At 67.4% G+C, this 17,884-nt stretch carries 17 protein-coding genes and 1 tRNA gene; 12 read left to right on the forward strand and 6 right to left on the reverse strand.

The genetic code is table 11. The annotated features are described in order from the left end of the window. Positions 1-45: 45 nt before the first annotated feature. Positions 46-540, reverse strand: a complete 495-nt coding sequence (gene ssb, locus H4W26_RS01335; RefSeq protein WP_192590389.1) for a single-stranded DNA-binding protein — start codon at positions 538-540, stop codon at positions 46-48. A gap of 272 nt (positions 541-812) precedes the next feature. On the opposite strand from ssb, the gene H4W26_RS01340 reads away from it, so the two are divergent. From H4W26_RS01340 to H4W26_RS01350, 3 genes are all read left to right on the forward strand, one after another. After that, positions 813-885, forward strand: a tRNA-Arg gene (locus tag H4W26_RS01340). 1 nt (position 886) lies between these two features. Further along, entirely contained in the window at positions 887-2,341 is a 1,455-nt protein-coding gene (locus H4W26_RS01345) for a DUF2079 domain-containing protein (RefSeq protein ID WP_225939551.1), read from the forward strand. Between the two features lie 76 nt (positions 2,342-2,417). Beyond that, positions 2,418-3,704, forward strand: coding sequence for a glycosyltransferase (locus tag H4W26_RS01350; protein WP_192590390.1), 1,287 nt, complete (start codon positions 2,418-2,420; stop codon positions 3,702-3,704). Position 3,705: 1 nt separating this feature from the next. On the opposite strand, the gene H4W26_RS01355 is transcribed toward H4W26_RS01350, so the two are convergent. From H4W26_RS01355 to H4W26_RS01365, 3 genes are all read right to left on the reverse strand, one after another. After that, entirely contained in the window at positions 3,706-4,743 is a 1,038-nt protein-coding gene (locus H4W26_RS01355) for an acyl-CoA thioesterase (RefSeq protein ID WP_192590391.1), read from the reverse strand. A 163-nt stretch (positions 4,744-4,906) separates the two neighbouring features. Continuing rightward, on the reverse strand, positions 4,907-6,307 hold the full coding sequence (locus H4W26_RS01360; RefSeq protein WP_192590392.1) for a GntP family permease: 1,401 nt from the start codon (positions 6,305-6,307) through the stop codon (positions 4,907-4,909). Beyond that, positions 6,304-6,909: a gluconokinase gene (locus H4W26_RS01365; protein ID WP_192590393.1), complete on the reverse strand. Its 606-nt coding sequence runs from the start codon at positions 6,907-6,909 to the stop codon at positions 6,304-6,306. The genes H4W26_RS01360 and H4W26_RS01365 overlap by 4 nt, the downstream gene beginning before the upstream one ends. Before the next feature lie 125 nt (positions 6,910-7,034). Here H4W26_RS01365 and H4W26_RS13935 point away from each other — a divergent pair, with 125 nt between their 5' ends. Continuing rightward, the gene (locus tag H4W26_RS13935) at positions 7,035-7,736 is read left to right on the forward strand and encodes a FadR/GntR family transcriptional regulator (protein ID WP_192590394.1); all 702 of its coding nucleotides are present in this window, start codon (positions 7,035-7,037) and stop codon (positions 7,734-7,736) included. 5 nt (positions 7,737-7,741) lie between these two features. Next, positions 7,742-8,416 carry a hypothetical protein gene (locus H4W26_RS01375; protein ID WP_225939552.1) on the forward strand — a complete coding sequence of 225 codons (675 nt, stop codon included), beginning with the start codon at positions 7,742-7,744 and terminating at the stop codon, positions 8,414-8,416. A 78-nt stretch (positions 8,417-8,494) separates the two neighbouring features. Here H4W26_RS01375 and H4W26_RS01380 read toward each other — a convergent pair whose 3' ends face one another. After that, a complete protein-coding gene (locus H4W26_RS01380) occupies positions 8,495-8,911 on the reverse strand; it encodes a globin (protein WP_318779834.1) in 417 nt (138 codons plus the stop codon). A gap of 304 nt (positions 8,912-9,215) precedes the next feature. Between H4W26_RS01380 and H4W26_RS01385 the strand changes: the two genes are divergently transcribed. From H4W26_RS01385 to H4W26_RS01410, 6 genes are all read left to right on the forward strand, one after another. Then, positions 9,216-9,689 (forward strand): ribose-5-phosphate isomerase, encoded by a 474-nt coding sequence (locus tag H4W26_RS01385; protein WP_192591949.1) that lies wholly within the window; start codon positions 9,216-9,218, stop codon positions 9,687-9,689. A gap of 3 nt (positions 9,690-9,692) precedes the next feature. Beyond that, a complete protein-coding gene (locus H4W26_RS01390) occupies positions 9,693-10,640 on the forward strand; it encodes an Fpg/Nei family DNA glycosylase (protein ID WP_192590397.1) in 948 nt (315 codons plus the stop codon). Positions 10,641-10,716: 76 nt separating this feature from the next. Next, the gene (gene thrS, locus H4W26_RS01395; RefSeq protein WP_192590398.1) at positions 10,717-12,768 is read left to right on the forward strand and encodes a threonine--tRNA ligase; all 2,052 of its coding nucleotides are present in this window, start codon (positions 10,717-10,719) and stop codon (positions 12,766-12,768) included. A gap of 6 nt (positions 12,769-12,774) precedes the next feature. After that, positions 12,775-13,317 (forward strand): HIT family protein, encoded by a 543-nt coding sequence (locus H4W26_RS01400; RefSeq protein ID WP_192590399.1) that lies wholly within the window; start codon positions 12,775-12,777, stop codon positions 13,315-13,317. Continuing rightward, positions 13,317-13,931 (forward strand): phosphatidylinositol phosphate synthase, encoded by a 615-nt coding sequence (gene pgsA, locus H4W26_RS01405; RefSeq protein ID WP_192590400.1) that lies wholly within the window; start codon positions 13,317-13,319, stop codon positions 13,929-13,931. Before H4W26_RS01400 ends, pgsA begins: the two co-directional genes overlap by 1 nt. Positions 13,932-14,006: 75 nt before the next feature. After that, positions 14,007-14,807 (forward strand): DUF429 domain-containing protein, encoded by an 801-nt coding sequence (locus H4W26_RS01410; protein ID WP_225939553.1) that lies wholly within the window; start codon positions 14,007-14,009, stop codon positions 14,805-14,807. A gap of 38 nt (positions 14,808-14,845) precedes the next feature. Here H4W26_RS01410 and H4W26_RS01415 read toward each other — a convergent pair whose 3' ends face one another. Continuing rightward, entirely contained in the window at positions 14,846-17,005 is a 2,160-nt protein-coding gene (locus H4W26_RS01415) for a M3 family metallopeptidase (RefSeq protein ID WP_192590401.1), read from the reverse strand. Between the two features lie 103 nt (positions 17,006-17,108). Between H4W26_RS01415 and H4W26_RS01420 the strand changes: the two genes are divergently transcribed. Then, positions 17,109-17,867 carry a YebC/PmpR family DNA-binding transcriptional regulator gene (locus H4W26_RS01420; RefSeq protein WP_192590402.1) on the forward strand — a complete coding sequence of 253 codons (759 nt, stop codon included), beginning with the start codon at positions 17,109-17,111 and terminating at the stop codon, positions 17,865-17,867. The last annotated feature ends 17 nt before the right edge of the window (positions 17,868-17,884 follow it).

Consider the following 17,884-nt stretch of genomic DNA (forward strand, 5'->3'; position numbering starts at 1 on the left):
GGCCTTCGCTCTGTGGTGGGCCGCCACGGCTGACGACGCACCAGCTCAGAAGGGAGCGGCCTGCGCCGCGCCCTGGAGCTCGCGGTCGCCGGATTCCTGGTCCGTGTCGGAGCTCTCGGAGCCGTGGGCGGCAGAGCCTCCCTGAGTGGAGTCGCGGCCACCGTCCTCAGCGCCGGTCGAGGATGCCAGCCGAGTGAAGGACCCCGTGCCGAAGGTGAGGTCATAGCCCACAGACTCGGCGTCGATCTCCACTGAGGTGCCACGCTGCCCCTTGTCGTTCTCCCACTGGCGGACGCGGAGCCTTCCGGTGACGACCACGGGATCACCCTTCGAAAGGCTGCTCTTGACGTTCTGGGCGAGCTGCCTGAACGCAGAGACCGTGTACCAGTTGGTCTCCCCGTTGACCCATTTCTCGGACTTGCGGTCGTACCGACGCGGAGTACAGCCCAGTCGGAAATTAGAGATCGGCAGCCCCTGCGGGGTGGTGAAGTCTTCGACCTCGCCACCGAGGAAGCCTCGCACTGTGATTGTCTCGCTCATCGTTGCCTTCCATCTCTTCACGGCAGCCAGGGTAGGAGCCGCGCTCCCCGCCCACCTCGAGCGCCGTGGTTCCGCGATGTGGGGGTGCCTCCAGTCTGGGCAGACATGCGGGGGACCGCTACCGATCGCTGCGGCCTGTGGAGAGACTTCCGGCTCGAGATCGCCGGACCTCGCCTGGGGAAGACCACCGTGTGTGGGAGAACCCCGGTGGGGGAGAGCAGGTAGACTCTCTGCCTGGACCTGCGCGGCAAGGCTGTTCTCCGCGTGTCCACGCCTCGGTAGCTCAGGGGATAGAGCAGCGGCCTTCTAATCCGCTGGTCGGGGGTTCGAATCCCCCCCGGGGCACTTGTCCAGACCGCATAGACTCCAGCTGGCCGCCGTCATGACGGCGGCCGCTCTGCTGTACCTGGCACATTCCGCGCTGCGATTCCGCAACTTCGAGGCCAAGGGCTATGACCTCGGCATCTTCGATCAGGCCGTCCGCCAGTACGCGATGTTCAAGGCACCGATCGTGCCGATCAAGGGCGAGGACTTTCATCTGCTGGGAGACCATTTCCACCCGATCATCGCCCTGCTCGCGCCCCTGTACTGGATCTGGGACGACCCGCGGATGCTCAACATCGCGATGATCGCGCTGCTGGTCTCCACGGCTCTGCCGGTCTACCTCGTCGTACGAGGGTGGTTCAGCCACGTTCCAGCGCTGCTCGCCGCCGTCGCGCTGCTCCTCTTCTGGCCCTTTCAGGCGCTGGTGAACTGGGACTTCCATGAGATCGCCTTCGGCGTGCCGATCATCGGCTGGGTCATCTGGGCCATCGAGCGTCGCAGGATGTGGCTTGCATCGGGGCTGGGCTCGCTGCTGCTGCTGGTCCGCGAGGACATGGGGGTCACCCTGATCGCCTTGGCCATGGTGCTGGCGTTGAAGCGGGCCTGGGCGCCTGCGGCGACCACGGCCGTGCTGGGTCTCGCCGGATACTGGGTCGCGGTCGAGGTGGTGATCCCGCACTTCTCGGCCGCCGGGGAGTTCGGCTACTGGGAGTTCACTGCCCTGGGTCCCAGCGCGGGCGCGGCAGTGGCGTTTCTGCTGACCCAGCCATGGAACGCCGTGGGTCTGCTCTTCGATCATCCGGTGAAGCTCGGTCTGTGGGCGCTGCACTTCCTTCCCCTGCTTCTGCTGCCGCTGGCTTCTCCCTATGTCATCCTCGGTGCTCCGATCCTGCTCTCGCGGCTGTTCAACGATCGGCAGAACGTCTGGGAGGTCATCTATCAGTACGATGCGATCCTGGCGCCGATCTTTCTGCTCGCGGCGTTCGACGTCGCGCGGCGGCTGGTCCGGCACTGGCCGCGACTGAAGCTGCTGGCAGTGGTGCTTCCGGGGGCGGTCATTGCGGTCGGTCTCGTGGGCACTCTGGCGTTCCCCGGAGTCTTTCCGCTCCAGCGAACCGTCACGGCGGAGAACTGGAGCATCGATGAGCGTGCGCAGGCGCATCAGCGCGCCGTGGAGGCGATTCCGGACGGTGTCTGCGTGGAGGCGGCGGACACCGCGGTCCCACACCTGGTGGACCGCACCTCGGTGGGGCTCAACGGCACGACCGACGAGGCGAATCTGACCTGGATCATCATCGATGATCAGGTCGAGGAGCTGGGCGGGTCTGATCCGCTCACGCCCGCCGAGGCCTTCGCGCGCGCCGAGAGACTCGGCTTCTCGACGGTCATCGAAGACGATGAGGGGCTCTGGGTGCTGAGTCGAGAGCTCCCGGGTGACCCAGCTGCCCAGGAGTGCGCGGAATACCTCCGGCCGTGACCGCGCTGTAGCATTAGCACCGAACCATCACACCCTCAGCCGCGTCGAGACTTCGCGCGGCGTCACGGAGAGCCACATGTCCACCGACTGCGTCCCCTCGGCGCTCAGCGGAGCCCCGCCGACCGGTCATCAGTCGATGCGTGTGGTGATGATCAGTCTGCACACCTCCCCGCTGGCTCAGGCGGGCAGCCGTGATGCGGGGGGCCTGAACGTCTACGTCAACGAGCTCAGCCGAGCCCTCGCGCAGACAGGCGTCGCCGTGGACATCGTCACCACGGACGCCGATGCCGAGCAGCCGCTGCATGCCGACCGGCTCAAGGTGCTGTCGGACGGGCGGCGCGTCCATACCCTCGCGGTCGGTTCTCAGGCACGGTCCGAGAAATCTCTGCTGGTCGGGCAGGTCGACGCACTCGCCGACCGAGCGCTGCGCAGCCTGGAGTCGGCGAGTCCTGCCCAGGTCAGCGCGGTCCACTCGCACTACTGGATCTCTGGCCTCGCCGGGATCAAGATCGCCCAGGCGCTGGGAGCGCCCCTGGTGCACACCATGCACACGATCGCCGCTGTCAAGCGCGAACGCGACCCCAACACGGCGGAGAATCCTCGGCGTCGGCTTGCTGAAGCCACCATCGCGCAGGTGGCCGACCTCGTCACGGCAAACACCGACCGCGAAATCGCTGACCTCAGGCGGCTCTTCGAGCTCGACGGTGCCCGCATCGCCCTGGTCAGGCCCGGCGTCGATCTCGGTGTGTTCCACCCTCCGCGCGGCGAGGATCCGCGCGGCGGTCCGCTCGAGGGAAGGCCGCTGCGGCTGGCCTTCGCTGGCAGGCTGCAGCCTCATAAGGGGCCCCAGGTCGCCGTCGAGGCACTGGGGGAGCTCCGCCGCATGCTGCCGGAGATTCCGGTGGAGCTCGTCGTCGCCGGCAGTCAGAGCGGCAAGGACCTGTTTGATCTGCACGCCCTGGCCGCCGCCGCGGGTGTGGCGGACTCGGTGCGGGCGGTGCCGCCGCTGCCGCATCAGGAGCTTGCCGAGCTCTTCCGGCGCAGCGATGCCGTGCTGATGCCCTCCTACAGCGAGTCCTTCGGGCTGGTGGCGCTGGAGGCCATGGCCTGCGGCACTCCGGTGCTCGCGCACGATGTCGGCGGACTCTCGTCGCTGGTGCGGCATCGTCGCAGCGGCAGACTCATTCCCAGCCTGGATCCCGCCGAATGGGCGGGACATCTGCGCTGGCTGGTGCGCCACCGCGGTGCCTGGGCCCGGTACAGCGCGGCGGCGGCCGCGAGTGCTGAGTCATACTCCTGGGAGGCGACCGCTGACGCCACCCTCAAGGCCTATCGCAGCGTGGCCCTGGTGGGCAGCAGCTGAGTCAGCTGTCCAGGTAGCGCGAGGACCAGGTCTGTGAGTACTTCTTGTTGACTTCACGGGTGGCTCGGGAGCTATGGACCAGGGTCTGCTGCATCTTCTCGGAGAGCTTCGGTCGGAGACCTTCCGGTGGACGGACCATGCCCTCTTGGGCCACCGTTGCCACAAGAGCTCCGTCGCGGCTATAGATGGACCCCTGGGCCAGCCCGCGCGCGTTCTGGGCACTCGGGCTCTGCTGGACATAGAGCAGCCACTCGTCGGCACGCGCGTCGCGGTGCCACCACATCGCGTGGTCCAGCGACGCGACCTTCATCTCCGGTTTGGCCCAATAGAGCCCGTGCCGACGCAGGATCGGCTCCAGCAGCGTGTAGTCCGAGGCGTAGAGGATCGCGGCCCGGTGGATATTGGGATCATCGGGCAGCGGAGCCTTGGTCCGAAGCCACACTGCGCTGGTGGCATGTGGGTCCTGGTCTGCCTCCAGGTAGATCGGCCGGTCCACGTGCCGGATGTCGAAGGGCCGACCATGCGCCCACTCGTGGACGATCGGGTGCTTCACGTGACCGACGAGCTCCTGCGGCTCTGCGAGGTCCTCGGGGTCCGGCACGCCCTGCGGCATCCGACGCTGGTGCGCGACCCCGGGGGAGGGGCGCTGGAAAGAGGCGATCATGGACAGGATGGGGGTGCCGTCCTGATAGGCCTGGCTCCGGCGGGCGGAGAAGGAGCCGCCGTCGCGCAGTCGCTCGACCGAAACCTGGATCGGCTTGGTGGCGTCTCCCGGGCGCAGGAAATACCCGTGCACCGAATGGATCAGCCGTTCGGGCTCGACGGTCTGCATCGCCGCAGTCGCCGCCTGCGCGAGGACCTGTCCGCCGAAGACGCGCCAGTAGGCCTGTTGGAACACCGGGCCCAGGAAGTGGTCCTCGGCGCTGGGACCGGCCCCCGCGGCGTCGTCCGGATCCAGGTGCTGCAGCTGCAGCATGTCGACGAGCTGCTGCACGGAGTCAGCGGCGCTCGGCACGCGGTACCGGTGATCATCGGGCATGCGATGTCCTTCCAGGCCGGGACAGGGTCATTGCTCCTACTCTAACGGCCCGCCCCCGGGTCTGACCTGGTCGGGCCAGACCCGGGGGCGGGCCGTGAGGGTGTCAGCGCGACGCTCGGTGAGCCGAGGCCGGGGCTGTCCCGGCCAGATCACCTGGACGCGATCAGACCAGCGAAGCGACCCCGAAGAGCGCCCAGGCCAGCAGGAAGGCCATCACACCGATGAGCGTCTCGAGCACGGTCCAGGTCTTCAGCGTGGTCTTCACATCCATGTCGAAGAAGCGGGAGATGAGCCAGAAGCCGGAGTCGTTGACGTGGGAGGCGATCACTGAGCCGCCTGCCACCGAGATGACCATCGCCGCGAGCTGCAGCTCGTTGAAGTCCGCGGCGGCCACGCCGGTGGCCAGCAGTCCTGCGGCCGTGGTCAGCGCCACGGTGGCCGAACCCTGAGCGATGCGCAGCACGCCGGCGATCACGAAGCCCGCGACGATCAGCGGGATGCCCATCCCAGATAGGGAGTCTGAGAGGGCCTCGCCGATGCCCGATTCACGCAGCACACCGCCGAACATGCCGCCCGCGCCGGTGATCAAGATGACCGCGCAGACCGGAGCCAGCGCCTTGTCCATGACGTCCTGGGCGCCGCTCATGCCGCGTCCACCCCGGGTGCCGACAGCCGCGACGGCCACGAGCAGCGTGATGATCAGCGCCACCGGAGTCGCGCCCAGCGTGGTGAGTAGGCCATACCAGGCCGATTCGGTCTGATCGGCAGAGACGACCCCCGCCGTGGAGAGCGTGTCCAGGCCGGTGTTCAGGAAGATCAGCAGCATCGGCAGCAGCAGGATCAGCACCACCGTGGAGAACCTGGGCGGGTTCTTCTCCGCCTCTTCATCGGCCTGGCCCAGCAGCATCGGGATGGGCAGCTCGAACCGGCGACCGGCCCACATCCCGAAGAGATAGCTGGTGACGTACCAGGTGAGGACCGCGATCGGCAGAGCGACCAGCAGCAGGATGCCGACATTGGCCTCGAAGAACTCGCTGGCGGCCACGGGGCCGGGGTGCGGCGGGACGAAGACATGCATGACCGAGAACGCACCGGCCACGGGGAGTCCGTAGATCAGCACCGAGCCGCCCAGTCGACGGCCCACGGCGAAGACCACGGGCAGCATGACCACCAGGCCCGCGTCGAAGAAGATCGGGAAGCCGAAGAGCAGCGACGCGACGCCCAGGGCGAGCGGTGCTCGCTTCTCGCCGAATCGGGTGACCAGGGCGTCCGCGAGGACCTTGGCGCCGCCGGAGACCTCCACGATGCGTCCGAGCATGGCGCCGAGACCCACCAGGAGCGCGACTGAAGCCAGCGTGGAGCCGAACCCTGAGGTCAGCACCGGCACGATCTGGGCCGTGGGGATGCCCGCCGCGGCAGCGGTCAGCAGCGAGACGAGGATGAGGGCCACGAAGGCGTGGACCTTGAACCGGATGATGAGCAGCAGAAGCACCGCGATGGAGGCTGCGGCGATGCCGAGCAGCGGTCCGGTGCCGAGGGTCTGTTCCCAGCCTTCGAGGGTCATGAGTTCTTCCAATCAGTGCTGTGGTCTGTGAAGGGGGCCGCGTCTGCGGAGGCAGCCGCGTCCCGCGTGGAGCTGAGCCAGCCCCGCGCGGCGGAGAGGAGGTCCTCGATGGTGGTGTCGTTGGGCAGCCGGACTCCGTCCTCTTCCGGGTCCAGGGGCTCCAAGGTCTGCAGCTGAGATTCGAGCAGCTCAGGCGGCATGAAGTGTCCGCTGCGGTGGGCAAGTCTGGTGCTCAGTCGCGGGACGTCGACATCCACATGCAGGAAGATCACCCGGCCCTCGGCGGTGTCCAGCAGATCACGGTAGCTTCGGCGCAGCGCCGAGCAGGTGATGACGCTTCCGGTCTGCGCCTGCTCTGACATCCAGTCCCGCAGCGCACGGAGCCAGGGCCACCGGTCTTCATCGGTGAGCGGAGTCTGGGCCGCCATCTTGGCGATGTTCGCCTCGGGATGGAACTCGTCGGCTTCGGCCATCGGCAGCTGGAGCTCTTCTGCCAGTGCCGCGGCGAGCGTCGATTTGCCGGAGCCGGAGACCCCCATCACGACGAGGTGACAAGGAGGAGCCGCTCTGCTCGGGCTAGGGTTGGTGGGGGGATTCGTCATCGAATTCCTTTGTGCTGAGGACATGTGCTGAGGCCCCTGTGACGGGGACCACGTGCCAGCTAAGATAGCACCTTTATCGCTAAAGGTGTCATGTTTGCACCATCGACCGATCAGAAAGCAGTCCTGTGCCGAAGAGTTCCGCCGTCGCCCGCGTAGGCCGCGACGCGATATCCGAGACCCTCGGCCGCGAGATCGTGGACGGTGCGCTGAGCCCCGGCACGGTGCTCACGCTCGAGTCGCTGCAGCTGCGCTTCGGGGTCTCCCGCACGGTCGCGCGAGACAGCGTGAAGGTGCTCGAGTCCCACGGTCTGCTCTACTCCAAGCGCCGGGTCGGGCTTGTCGTCACCGGACCCGAACACTGGAGCGTCTTCGCTCCGGCGGTGATCGCCTGGCGCCTGGCCTCCCGCCATGCCCGCACTGCGTTCATCGAGCTGACCCAGCTGCGCATCGCCGTGGAGACCGAAGCGGTGGCGATGGCGGCCCTGCGGCGCACGGAGGACCAGGCACGCCGACTCTTGGACCTCGCCGCGAGCATGCGGCGCCTCGGTGAGGCCGAGCAGGTCGAAGAGTTCATGCTGGCGGATGTGGCCTTCCACCGGCTCCTGCTCGAAGCCGGGGCGAACTCGATGTTCGCGGCCCTGGCCGAGGTGGTGGCCGAGGTGCTCACCGGACGCACACAGCACGGCCTCATGCCGACTCGCCCCATGCCAGAGGCGCTCGACGCCCATGACGGCGTCGCCCGGGCCATCGCCGACCAGGATCCCGAGGCCGCACGCCGGCAGATGGAGATCCTCGTCGGTGAGGTGCGCTCGGCTCTGGAACAATGAGGACCATGACTGAATCGCTGAGATTCGCAGAGGCCGTCTCCCTGCAGGATCTCTCCACCTACATCAAGCGCGCCCGCCGCATCCAGGAACAGGGCATCCGGCTCCAGTCCGTAGGCCAGGTGCTGGCGGCCTGGGTCCCGGTGATGACGCCCAGCTCGCTCACGGGTCAGCTGCCGGCGGTGCTGGGGCTGCGCACCCTTGCGCTGGCGGAGGCATCGCAGACCGATGTCACCGCAGAACTCAGCTCGATCAGCGAACGGATCGCGCGGATGAACCCTGCAGAGACCACCCTGGCACTGCCGCCGAGCCGGCTGACCGTGCCCTGGGCCGCAGTGACCCCGCCGCGCTCCGGCTGGGAGCCGCTCGGGAGCCTGGACGACGACGAGCTCAGGCGCCAGGCAGAGGCCGGGATCGCAGAGATTGCCGAGGCAGTGCCCACTTCGGCGGGTGCCGCCGTCGTCGAACAGGTCCGTGAACGCGTCTGGGGAAGGACGCTGGAGGTTCAGGCGGATTCGGCGGCTCAGCACATTCCGGCTGGTGCAGCGTTCGGGGCCCATGCGTTGAACTTCCTCGCGGGCGACGCCGCAGGCGGTGCAACCACGGTGCACCGCCGCGGGCGCTGGATCCGGCTGAGCTCTCAGGGTGGCTTCATCCTGTGCCGCAGCACCAGGGAGCAGTGAGCGCGCGAGCAGTGACTCCGCACCCCTGGACTGACCTCGGCACAGGCTGGGTCCGTGCGATCGTGAGGGTCAGGGCCGTCAGCTGTTGACCATCGAATGGGCGGCGCGCTCGAGGTAGTCCCAGAGGATCTGGTCGTGCAGCGGGGAGAGCTCTGCGGCGTCGACCCCTGCGCGCATGAAGCGCAGCCACTTGTCCCGCGCCTCGGCGTCCACGGTGAAAGGCATGTGACGCATGCGCAGCCGGGGGTGGCCGCGCTGTTCCTGGTAGGTCCGCGGGCCGCCCCAGTACTGCTCGAGGAAGGTGAGCAGCCGCTCTTTGGCCGGAGCCAGATCCTCCTCTGGGTACATGGCTTTGAAGTCATCGTCCTCGGCGACGTGGGCGTAGAAGACATCGACGATCGTCTGGAAGGTCTCCCGTCCGCCGACGGCCTCGTAGAAGCTCTGCTGCTCAGCCCCTGACTGCTCCGCAGATCCCTGTGCCTGGCCGGGCTGCACTTGTCCGGGCTGGCTGAGACTGGGCTGGGCCGAGGGCAGGCCGGAGACCTGCGACGGAGGACGACCCACCGGTTTCACGGTGGCGATCGGCGCGCCGAGGCGGTTCGAGAACTTCGGGAGCTCGCGAGGGGGCTGTGGATCTTCGTCAGACATGTTCCTCCTGGACGCAGTTCGTCCTTGACGCTGTGCAGGGTGCAACGATACTCGCTGCGGCCATGTTCCCTCCTCGAGAACGTAGGATTGTCCCGGCCCACCGTCCCGCGCACTGCTCCCGAAAGATCCCGGAGACCACATGGAAGACATCATGGAAGTCCACATCGCCACTGACCACGCCGGCATGGAGCTCTCTGCCCACCTGGTCAGCCACCTGCGTGGACTCGGCTACCAGCTCATCGATCATGGTCCGCAGGAGTATGACGCCGCGGATGACTACCCGGCGTTCTGCATCCGCGCGGCTCAAGCAGTGGTCGCGGCTCGAGCTGCTGGCAAGAACGCGCTGGGCATCGTGCTGGGCGGCTCGGGCAACGGCGAGCAGATCGCCGCCAACAAGGTCTCCGGGACACGCGCAGCCCTGGCGTGGAACCTTGACACCGCAGTCCTGGCCCGTGAACACAACGACGCCAATGTGGTGGCGCTGGGCGGTCGCCAGCACAGCCTCGAGGAGGCGACCAGCATCGTCGAGGCCTTCCTGAAGACCGGATTCAGCGGCGACGAGCGCCATGCACGACGGATCTCGAAGATCGCCCACTATGAGCTGACCCGCGAGATCCTCGACTGATCCATGCCTGAAGGCCACACGCTCCACCGGCTCGCTGCCCAGTTCAACGAGGTCTTCGTGGGCCGAGACTGGCAGGTCAGCTCCCCGCAGGGCCGATTCTCCGCAGGGGCGAGGCGCCTCGACGGAGGCGTCCCGCAGCGCGCTGAAGCCTGGGGCAAACACCTCTTCGTCCACCTGGAGACCGAGATCTGGCATGTCCATCTGGGTCTCTACGGCGCCTTCAGCTTCCGTGGCGACAGCGAGTTCTCCGCTCCGCCCTCCATCGGTGCACCCCGCGCGTGGGTCGAGGAGCTGACGCCCGCCTATGACGAAGCTGGCTGGCTGATCCCGGAGCTGCCGCGCGGAGCGGTGCGGGCACGGGTCCAGTCCAGATCGGGATGGGCGGATCTCCGCGGGCCCACGACCTGCGCGGTGCTGGAACCGAGCGAGTACCACACCGTGATCGCGCGGCTCGGCCCAGACCCGCTGCGGCATCTGCCGAAGGCGTCGGATCCGACACCCGGTTCAAAAGGCCCCGGCTCTGATGACTCTGATGCCGAAGATTCTGATGCCGAAGACACTGGCTCCGAAGGCTCAGGATCTGAGCGCTTCCTGCACAACCTCTCACGTCGCCGGATCAGCATCGGCGCGGCCCTGATGGATCAGGCAGTCATCGCGGGGGTGGGGAACATCTTCCGTGCCGAATCGCTCTTCCTGGAGGGCATCGACCCGGCCACGCCCAGCAATGCACTCAGCCGGGTCCGGGGCGAGGCCCTGTGGGACCGGCTCACCGAGCAGCTGCGCACCGGGGTCCGGGAGGGTCTGATCCGGACGCTGCGCGCCGAGGGCGACCGCCGGCACTGGGTCTACCAGCACCAGGGTTCGGCCTGTCTGCGCTGCGGAGCGCAGATCACGGTCCGCGAGCTGCAGGGTCGTCGGCTGTACTGGTGTCCCGGCTGCCAGCAGGGCTGAGTCGGATCAGGACGCCGCGCCGGGGTTCCCGTAGAATCACCTGGTCCGTAGAACATCCGTGAGGAGAACACCCCCAGTGTCCGAGAACGCAGCGTCGGAAGTCCCGTCCCAGGCAGCACAGCCGGCTGAGTCCATCAGTATCACCGTAGCCGGTGAGACGACCAGCATCGAGCACGGCACCACCGGCACCACGCTCTTCGCGGCGGACAAGACCACGGTGGTGATGCGCGTCGACGGCGAGCTCTGGGACCTGACCCGGGAGATCCCGGCGGGCGCCGTCGTCGAGGCTGTCGACATCAGCAGCCAGGACGGGCTCAACGTGCTGCGCCACTCCACCGCGCATGTGATGGCGCAGGCCGTCCAGGAGCTGTTCCCCACCGCCAAGCTGGGCATCGGCCCCTACATCACCGATGGCTTCTACTTCGACTTCGACGTCGCGGATCCCTTCACGCCCGAGGATCTGAAGAAGATCGAGAAGGCCATGCAGAAGCTGATCAACCAGAGCCAGCTGTTCGAACGCGAGGTCGTCTCCGAGGAGCAGGCCAAGGCCGCCATGGCGGATGAGCCCTATAAGCTCGAGCTGCTCGGCGTCTCCAGCAGCGAGGGTGAAGCGGCAGAGGGAGCCAGCGTCGAGGTCGGCGGTGGCGAGATCACCATCTACCACAACGTCGACCGACAGGGGGAGCGCGTCTGGTCCGACCTGTGCCGCGGCCCGCATCTGCCCAACACCAAGCTGATCGCCAACGCCTACGCCGTGATGCGCTCGGCCGCCGCCTACTGGCGCGGCAAGGAGTCCAACCCCCAGCTGCAGCGGCTCTACGGCACCGCCTGGCCGACCAAGGACGATCTGAAGGCTTATAAGGAGCGGCTGGCGGAGGCTGAACGTCGCGATCACCGGCGTCTGGGCTCCGAGCTCGACCTCTTCAGCTTCCCTGACGAGCTGGGCTCCGGACTGCCGGTGTTCCATCCCAAGGGCGGAATCATCAAGCGGGAGATGGAGGACTACGTCCGGAACCGCCACATCGAGGCGGGCTTCCAGTACGTCGGCACCCCGCACATCTCCAAGGATGGGCTCTTCCACACCTCGGGCCACCTGCCCTACTACGCCGACACCATGTTCCCTCCGCTGCATGTGGATGAGGAGCGCGACGCCGAGGGCAACATCACCAAACAAGGCCAGGACTACCGGCTCAAGGCGATGAACTGCCCCATGCACAACCTGATCTTCCGTTCCCGCGGACGGTCCTACCGAGAGCTGCCGATGCGGCTCTTCGAGTTCGGCTCCGTCTACCGCTATGAGAAGTCCGGCGTCATCCACGGCCTCACCCGAGTCCGCGGCTTCGCCCAGGATGACTCCCATTCCTATGTGAGCAAGGAACAGGCCCCCGACGAGGTCCGGCATCTGCTGACCTTCGTGCTCTCGCTGCTGCGCGACTTCGGGCTCGATGACTTCTACCTCGAGCTCTCCACCCGCGATGAGAACTCGGAGAAGTTCATCGGCAGCGCGGAGCAGTGGGCCGAGGCCACGGCAGTCCTCGAAGAGGCAGCGACCGAGACCGGGCTCGAGCTCGTTCCCGATCCGGGCGGTGCCGCCTACTACGGGCCCAAGATCTCGGTACAGGCCCGCGACGCGATCGGACGCACCTGGCAGATGTCGACGGTTCAGTACGACTTCAACCAGCCTGCGCGCTTCGGACTCGAATACCAGGCGGCCGACGGTTCCCGCCAGGAGCCGGTGATGATCCACGCGGCGAAGTTCGGTTCCATCGAACGATTCCTGGGGGTGCTCACCGAACACTACGCGGGTGCGTTCCCGGTCTGGCTCTCGCCGGTCCAGGTCCGCGCCGTGCCGGTGGCGGAGCCCTTCAACGACTACCTCGCCGAGGTTGTGGACAAGCTCAAGGCCGCCGGAGTGCGCGCCGAGCTGGAGGACAGCAGCGACCGGTTCCCGAAGAAGATCCGCACCGCCTCGAAGGACAAGATTCCCTTCGTGCTGATCGCCGGGGGCGACGACGTCGACGCCGGCGCGGTCTCCTTCCGATTCCGCGATGGCAGCCAGGACAATCAGGTGCCGGTGGACGAGGCCGTGGCCCGCATCCTCGCCGCCATCGAGTCCAAGGAGGCCTGAGCGGACGTGGGGACTGCAGACGAGTTCGAGCTGGCAGGCGTCCCCGACGCCTTCCAGCGACTGTGGACCCCACACCGAGCGGCCTACCAGAATCGCGGCCAGGACCAGGTCAGCGGCTCCGCAGACTGCCCCTTCTGCCAGGGGCCGGGGCGCAGCGATGAAGACTCGCTGATCGTGCACCGGGGGGAGAGCTGCTTCGTGCTGCTGAACCTCTATCCCTATAACCCGGGACACCTGCTGGTCTGTCCCTACCGGCACGTCCCCGATCTCACGGATCTCGACGACGCGGAGGCCCAGGAGTTCACGGCACTGACCCAGCGTGCCATGGTGGTCCTCCGCGAGGCTGCGAACCCCGGGGGCTTCAACCTGGGCATCAACCAGGGAAAGGTGGGCGGCGCGGGCATCGCGGCTCATCTGCATCAGCACGTGATCCCACGCTGGAACGGGGATACCAACTTCATGCCGATCATCGCGCAGACCAAGAACCTTTCGCAGACGCTGGGGGAGACCCGCGACCTCGTGGCCGCGACCTGGGACGCGAGCCGCTGATGTTGAACCGTCATGCCCGCGCCTTCTTCAGCGGCTTGTTCACCCCCATCGCGAAGGCGCTGCTGGGCCTCGGAATGACCCCCAACATGGTGACGGTCATCGGCACCATCGGCGTCAGCCTGGGTGCGCTGGTCTTCTACCCGATGGGGGAGCTGTTCTGGGGCACGGTGTTCGTCACGGTCTTCGTCTTCTCCGACCTGATCGATGGTCTGATGGCTCGATTGAGCGGCCGGGGCTCCGTGCTGGGCGGATTCCTGGATTCCTGCCTGGACCGCGTGCAGGACGGGGCCGTGTTCCTGGGTCTGCTCATCTGGTTCTTCACCGGGGGTGAGAACATCTGGCTGGGCATCGCCGCAGGACTCTGCCTGCTCACCGGCAACCTCGTCTCCTATGTGCGGGCCAAAGCCGAGTCGCTGGGGTATACCGCCGACGTCGGGATCGCTGAACGCTCCGAACGCATGGTGCTGACTCTGGTCTTCACCGGGTTCACCGGGCTCGGTCTGCATCCAGGAGTGCTTCTGGTGGTGCTGACGCTGTTGGCGGTCGCCTCCGTGGCCACCATCATCCAGCGATTCCGCACCGTGATCACCCAGGCGGCTGCTGCCGCAGACTGACGCGGCGAGGGAGTGTGACAGGCACTGTGGTGCCAGCCTGCTCCCCGATCGGCGCTATTCGGTAGCGTCGTCGTCATGAGCGATGGAACCATGCGGACCGGTGGCGTTGATCTTGCGGCGGAGAACAAGGGAACGGCCCTCGCCGTCATCGAGTGGACTCCGGACCGTGCCCGCCTGGAGCAGCTGAGCCTCGATGTCGATGATGCGGAGATCACGGAGGTCGCGGCAGGCGTCGCGAGGCTGGGCATCGACTGCGCCTTCGGCTGGCCCGATGAGTTCGTCGGTTTCGTCACGGCCCACGCCGACCTCGCGCAGCCTCAGACTCCCGACGGGGGCATGGCATGGAGGCGCACGCTGGCGTACCGGGAGACCGACCGGCAAGTGCGCGAGCGGAGCGGACGGTGGCCGCTGAGCGTGTCCACCGACCGGATCGGTCTGACGGCGATGCGCTGCGCCGGCCTGCTGGGACGACTCGCTGGCAGCGGACTCGTCGTCGACCGGTCGGGACGCGACGGCGCCGTCGTGGAGGTCTACCCCGGTGCAACCCTGAGGGTGTGGAAGTGGGAGATGCGCGGGTATCGGAGCGACCCCGAGGTGCGTCGGTCGCTGGTCCAGCGGATGCGCCGGGAAGCTCCCTGGTTCGAGCTCGGCGCGCGTGCGGAGCTGATGGTGGAATCCACCGACGCCTTCGACGCCGTCGTGGCTGCCCTTGCGGCGCGCGCCGCGGCGACCGGGCGGTACGATCCTCCACCCGCCGAGCATCAGGAGCGGGCGGAGCGAGAGGGCTGGATCATCCTGCCCTCCTGCCCGCTGGGTGAGCTGCTCCACTGGCCTTCCACCGAGTCACCTGCCGGCGCCACGCGGACCGCCCGGTAGACGTCTCCCTCGGGGGTGGTTCGCGTGTGCGGCTCGGGTCAGGACTCGTCCAGGCCCAGCTGACGCAGCAGGGCGTCCGTTCCAGGGTCCCTGCCGAAGGCGATCCGATAGGACTCCAATGGATCGCGCGTATTGCCTCGCGACAGCAGCTCCCGGCGCACCTGGGCCCCGGCGGCAGCCATCGCCTCACTGAGCTGCTGTCCCCGGTTCTGGGCCAGCTGTTCGCGGTACCACTCGGAGGCATCGGCGGCCAGGACCTGCGCCCAGAGATACGAATAATAGCCAGCCGCATAGCCGGACCCGGCGAAGATGTGCTTGAAGAATCCGATGCCATACCGCGGTGGCACCAGCGGGTGGTCGAGTCCCCAGGCGGCCAGTGCAGCCTCGGAGAATGCCTCGGGGTCCTCGACGGCGGCCTCGGCCTCTTCTGCCGAGAGCGTGTGCCAGGCGAGGTCCAGCACCACGGCCGCTGCGTGCTCGACCGTGCTGAACCCTTTGCCCCAGAGCTCCTCCGTGGTGGGCTGCTGCCCGGGGGCAGCCAGCCCAGCGCTGAACTCCTGGAAGATCTCGTTGACCTGGGAGGGGAACTCGACATTGTCACGGGGCACGGAGGTACCGGAGAGCTCCTCGAACTCCGCCTCCGCAAGCAGTCCATGCAGTGCGTGGCCGAACTCGTGAAAGAGCGTGCGCATGGTCGATGGTCCCAGCGCCGGCTGTTCTCCCACGGCAGGGGCGGTGATGTTCAGCGCGTTGATCACCACCGGTGCGGAACCCGTCAGCGTGGACGCCACTGAGAAGGAGTTCATCCACGCTCCTCCGGACTTGCTCGGTCGGGCATAGAGGTCGAGCAGGAACAGTCCGATCCCTGCACCGGGACGCTTCTCTGCGGAGCTTTCGAAGACCTCGAAGCTGCGTGCTCCGGGAGCGAAGCCGGGCAGGTCCTCGCGCTCGACCACGGTGATCCCATAGAGCTGGGACGCCGCGTCGAAGACCCGACGCAGAGCCTGCTCCAGAGGGACATCTCGCGTGTGCTCCGCTGCAAGCCCTGGACTCTCGCCGCCGGCTCCTTCCGAGGACTGCTGCCGTCTCGCCAGCGCTGCGAGGCCGAAGCTGACGTCCCAGGGTGCGAGTTCAGCCGGCCCGTCGGGATCGGAGGTCTGGTGGATGCCGGCCTCGCGCAGAGCCTGGATCTCGGCGTCCAGGCGGACCAGGGCGCCTGTCACGATGGTCTTGAGCATCCTCTCGATGCTGGTCCGGTCCGGTGCCGTGCGTCCGGGCAGGACGCTGGCCAGGTGATGCTCGAAGCCCAGGAGACGGGAGCGGCGAGCCCGCAGCACGGCGATGTGCGCGCCGATCTGGCTCGTGGTCCGTCCGTCGTCGTCGGTCAAGGTGCCACGTGACACAGAGGCCTCGTGCAGCCGACGGCGCGCCTGGCGCCTGGTCATCCGCTCCAGCGGGCTCTGCTGCACTGGCAGAGTCAGACTCAGCAGGGCCCCGTCGGCGTGTCCGGCCTCCCGCGCTGCGGCCTGCGCAGCTCCTGACTCCGCGGCATCGAGTCCCTCGAGCTCGGCGGGATCGGAGAAGAAGACGGCGTGGGCTGCGGCCTCACGGCGCTGCAGCTGCTCATAGGCGGTCTCGGCCGCGCCGAGCTCGAGATTGAGCGCCCGCAGCTGCTCCTGCTCGGCCCCACCGAGTCCGGCTCCCGCTGCGCGCGCCTCGTCGAGGACGTGCTGCAGCATCCTGCGCTGTTCCTCCGTGGCGCTGGTCTCACCCCGCGCCAACGCCGACTGCAGTGCCTGCAGACGCTCATAGAGATTCTCGTGCATGGCCAGCCAGTCGCGATGCGCTGCCACGCGCTGCGTGATCTCCGGCTGCACCTGCTGTCGTGCCTCGGTGGCATCGACAGAGAACATGCAGGAGAAGGCACGTTCGACCCGAGAGAGGAGTTCATGGGAGCGGCCCAGCGGGTGCAGGACGGTGGACACCTCAACGGGGGCGGGGTCCTCCGCGATGGCCTCCACGGCCCTGCGCTGAGCATCGATTCCGGCCTCGAGCGCGGGCAGCCAGTGCTCGTCGCGGATCTTGCTGAGGTCGGTGAGTCCGTAGTCGAGTGTCCCCGCACGGAGCAGGGGATTGTCCGCTCCGGGCGGCGTGCTCCCGGGCATCTCTGCGTGTGCCGGTGGCTCGGTGCGCTCCACGTGTCACCACGTCCTCTCCGATAGGCTGGTGGCAAGACTATATGACGGTTGCCGCACGCAACTGTTTCCCGTGAACGTCGTGATCTCACCCACAAGGAGAACTATGGCCGGCCATTCCAAATGGGCCAACACGAAGCACCGCAAGGCTGCCGTCGACGCCAAGCGCGCCAAGCTCAATGCGCGCTACATCAAGCAGATCGAGGTGGCCGCGCGCAACGGCGGCCCCGATATGGCCGGCAACCCGGGCCTTGATCTGGCGGTGTCCAAGGCGAAGAAGAACTCGGTGCCCAACGACAACATTGACCGTGCCATCAAGCGCGGGGCGGGCCTCACCGGGGACAGCGTCGAATATGAGGAGATCACCTACGAGGTGCGCGGGCCGCAGGGCTCCGCACTGCTGGTGGAATGCCTCACCGACAACCGCAACCGGGCGGCCGCCGAGGTGCGGACCGCGGTGACGCGTTCAGGCGGCACCGTCGCCGATCCCGGTTCGGTGGCCTACATGTTCCAGCGCAAAGGCGTGGTCGCGCTTCCCAAGCAGGAGCTCGGCGAGGATGACGTGCTCGCCGCCGTGCTGGAGGCCGGGGTCGAAGATGTCATCGAACACGACTCCAGCTTCGAGGTGCGCTGCGAGCCGCAGGACCTCCAAGCTGTCGTGAAGGGGCTTGAGGAGGCCGGCATCGAGTACGAGTCCGATGAGGTCGAGTTCATCTCGGAGGTCACGGTGGACCTCGACGTCGACGCTGCGAAGAAGTTCTTCAAGCTCGCCGACGCGCTCGAAGACCTCGAGGACGTCCAGAACGTGCACAGCAATGCCGACCTCAGTGCCGAGACCCTTGCGGCACTGGAGGACGAGGACTGATGCACCGGAGTCAACGG

This window comes from Nesterenkonia halotolerans, from assembly GCF_014874065.1.
In the GTDB taxonomy this organism is placed as follows: Bacteria; Actinomycetota; Actinomycetes; order Actinomycetales; family Micrococcaceae; genus Nesterenkonia; species Nesterenkonia halotolerans.